General features: G+C 75.2%; 4 protein-coding genes. 1 reads left to right on the top strand and 3 read right to left on the bottom strand.

Features of this window, described 5'->3' with window-relative positions:
- Nucleotides 1–813 (top strand): His/Gly/Thr/Pro-type tRNA ligase C-terminal domain-containing protein (locus tag AOK15_RS41030; protein WP_240508836.1); only part of this gene is annotated, 813 nt, incomplete at its 5' end.
- Between the two features lie 224 nt (nt 814–1037).
- Here the strand turns inward: AOK15_RS41030 and AOK15_RS41025 are convergent.
- The 3 genes from AOK15_RS41025 to AOK15_RS41015 are packed head-to-tail and all read right to left on the bottom strand — an operon-like array spanning nt 1038 to nt 3002.
- Nucleotides 1038–1967, bottom strand: coding sequence for an aminoglycoside phosphotransferase family protein (locus tag AOK15_RS41025; RefSeq protein WP_055524329.1), 930 nt, complete (start codon nt 1965–1967; stop codon nt 1038–1040).
- Nucleotides 1968–1995: 28 nt separating this feature from the next.
- Nucleotides 1996–2451, bottom strand: coding sequence for a ferritin-like domain-containing protein (locus AOK15_RS41020; RefSeq protein ID WP_055524327.1), 456 nt, complete (start codon nt 2449–2451; stop codon nt 1996–1998).
- A complete protein-coding gene (locus AOK15_RS41015; protein WP_205632330.1) occupies nt 2448–3002 on the bottom strand; it encodes a hypothetical protein in 555 nt (184 codons plus the stop codon). Before AOK15_RS41015 ends, AOK15_RS41020 begins: the two co-directional genes overlap by 4 nt.
- Between the last annotated feature and the right edge of the window lie 78 nt (nt 3003–3080).

Raw genomic sequence — 3080 nt, 5'->3', positions numbered from 1 at the left:
GTCCCCGGGGACCGCGAGGTCGACATGGGCAAGGTCGAAGCGCACTTCGCCCCGGCGGTCGTCGAGATGGTCACCGAGGACGACTTCGTCGCCCACCCCGAGCTGGTCCGCGGCTACGTCGGCCCGCAGGGCCTCGGCGAGAAGGTCACCTACGTCGCCGACCCGCGGGTGGCCCCCGGCACCTCCTGGATCACCGGCGCCAACAAGGCCGGCACGCACGCCAAGAACGTCGTCGCGGGCCGTGACTTCGAGGTCGGCGCGTACGTGGACGTCGTGGTCGTCCAGGAGGGCGACCCGTGCCCGAAGTGCGGCACCGGCCTGCGCCTGGACCGCGCCATCGAGATCGGCCACATCTTCCAGCTCGGCCGCAAGTACGCCGACGCCCTCAAGCTCGACGTCCTCGGCCAGAACGGCAAGCCCGTCCGCGTCACCATGGGCTCGTACGGCATCGGCGTCTCCCGCGCGGTGGCGGCCCTCGCCGAGCAGACCGCCGACGACAAGGGCCTGTGCTGGCCCGCCGAGGTCGCCCCGGCCGACGTGCACGTGGTCGCCGCCGGCAAGGCCCTCCAGACCGAACTCGCCCTGGAGGTCTCGGAGAAGCTGCGGGCCGCCGGCCTGCGGGTCCTCGTCGACGACCGCGCCGGGGTCTCGCCGGGCGTGAAGTTCACCGACTCCGAGCTGATCGGTGTGCCGCAGATCCTGGTCGCGGGCCGCCGCTCGGCCGAGGGCGTCCTGGAGCTGAAGGATCGCCGCACCGGCGAGCGCGAGGAACTGACCGTCGACGAGGCGATCGCCCGGCTGACGACCGCCTGACCTGGCACCGGCGGTCGAGCAGTCGGCGGCCGCCCGAGCCGGGCTCCGTACGGACGAGCGGGTGCGTGGGGGCTGGTCGCGCAGTTCCCCGCGCCCCTGAGAAGCGGGGGCTGCGCCCCGCGCCTCTCATCGGCCCGCAGGGCCCGTTCCGGCTGGGTGGGGTCCGCGCGAGAAACCCACGCACCCGCGTCCGCCAACGAACCCCGACCCTTCCGGGGACGGCCTCACAGCCAGCCGGCGAACTCCAGCAACAGTTCGGCGTCGCGCGGGCGCCCCACACGCCGGGCCCGAACCCCGGACTCCACGGCCCGGAACAGCGTCCACCCCCGCAGTCGCTCCTGGTCCACGTCCAGCGAGTCGGCCAGCTTCCTCACCCGTCGCCGGGTCGTCGCCGCACCCGACGGGGAGGCGATCAGGTCCTCCACCCGGTCCCGCACCAGCCGCGCCAGGTCGAACGCGCACTCCCCGACCACCGGATCCGGCCCCACCGCCAGCCACGGCAACCGATCCCCGGCCAGCACCTTGCTCTGCCGGAACGTCCCGTGCAGCAACCGCTCCTCGGGAGCGGCGGCGAGCAGCTCCTCCCGCGCGGCGAGAGCCGCCTCCACCAAGCCCCGGACCTCGCCGTCGACCTCGGCGCCCGCACGCATCGCCTCGGCCTGACGGCCCGTGCGCTCGGCCACGGTCTCGAACACATGCGCCTCGGGCGGCTCGACCCACAGCCGCCGCAGCGTGGCCGCCGCCTCCAGCAGTGCCTTCGCCTCGGGCAGCGACCGCACCGACAGGTCCGGGCGCAGCCGCTCCAGGAGCAGCACACCCTGAGTGTCCCCGGGGTTCAGCAACTCCACCGCGCCCCGCCCGTCCCAGTGGGCGAGCGCCGCCCGCTCGCTCTCCGGCCGCGCCCGCGCCGGCGCCAGCTTCAGCACGGCCGGGGTGCCGTCGATCTGCCGCACGAGCAGCACCAGACTGCTGCGGCCGCCGGGCGCCTGCACCCGCTCGACGGTCAACTCGCGTAGATCAAGGGCCTGTTGAAGGAGGTCGGGCAGCCGCGACAGCCACTCCTGGGCGCCGTCGCCCCCGCTCTGCCGGGTCTCGGCGAGCGCCCGCACAAGCCGCTGCGGCGGTTCGAAAGCCTCGAAAGCCCTGCGCGTCATGTGCGAGTCGTTCCCTTCCAGGCCGTGATCAGGTGCGCGGTGCCGCCGAGGCGGTGGCACCGGCCGCACGCTCGGCGAGACCAGGGAAGGCTACGCTTCCCCCGCGCCACCTGACCGCCCGCACCGCCGCTTCCCGCAGCGCCTCGGCCGCCGAGGCGCGCCGCTCACCGGTCGCCGCCCGCACCAGGTCGGAGTACACCCCGGCCACCCGCTCCTCCAGCTCCACGGCCAGCCGTACGGCGGAATCCGAGTCCGTCACGGCAAAGGGCAGCGCGTACGCGGCCGCCGACGCCTCGGGTCGACCGTCGAGGTCCCGCACCGCCCGCGTCAGCAGGTCCCGCCGGGCCCGATGCGCGTCGTACGCCTCCCGCGCCTCGCTCTGCCGGGCGTCACCGATCTTCCCGCCGACGATGCCGTACCCGTACACGGCGGCGTGCTCGGCCCCGAGCGCCGCCTGCATCGCCTTCAGCTCCGCGCCGCTCACTTCGCACCCTCCGTCAACAAGTACGCGTGCCCGGCCCCCGCCGCGGCCACCGACGACAACAGGCGGGCCAGCTCGCCCGGCACCTCCAGCAACGCCTTGCCCCGCCGGTCGGCGAGCTTCCGCTCGGCCGCGGCCAGCCCGGCGAGCGCCGCCTTCGGCTCGGCCGGCACGGTGCCGGGCCCGCCGGAGGCCGACGCGGACGGGGACACGGACGGTGACGGCGACGGCGAAGGGGACGCGGAGGGCTTCCTCGCGCGCTTCCCGCCCCCGAACGCCTCCGCGTGGCGTACGGCCTCCGCCCGCAGTGGCGTCAGCAGCCCGGTCAGATCGGGATGGGCGGCGAGCACGGCGTCGTACCGCTCCACGAGCGCCTCACTGTCCCGCGCCGCCCCGGCCCGCGTCTTCTCGGCCGCCGACGGACTCCCCCCGGCGGCATCCGTCCCCTCACCCCCGGACGAGCACCCCGCGAGGAGGCCCAGACCCGCGGCCCCGGCGAGCAAAGTCCTTCTGCGCGGCCCGGACGGGGCACGCGACGGCAGGCTGAACGACACAGCAGACGTCCTAGGGGGGTCGTACGAACAAAAGAGCGGTGTGATCACGTTACCCGGCCGCGCCCCGCGCGGGGCGCG

The sequence above is a fragment of the Streptomyces ossamyceticus genome, assembly GCF_001418475.1.
GTDB lineage: Bacteria > Actinomycetota > Actinomycetes > Streptomycetales > Streptomycetaceae > Streptomyces > Streptomyces ossamyceticus.
This window is presented reverse-complemented; position numbering and strand designations above follow the sequence as displayed.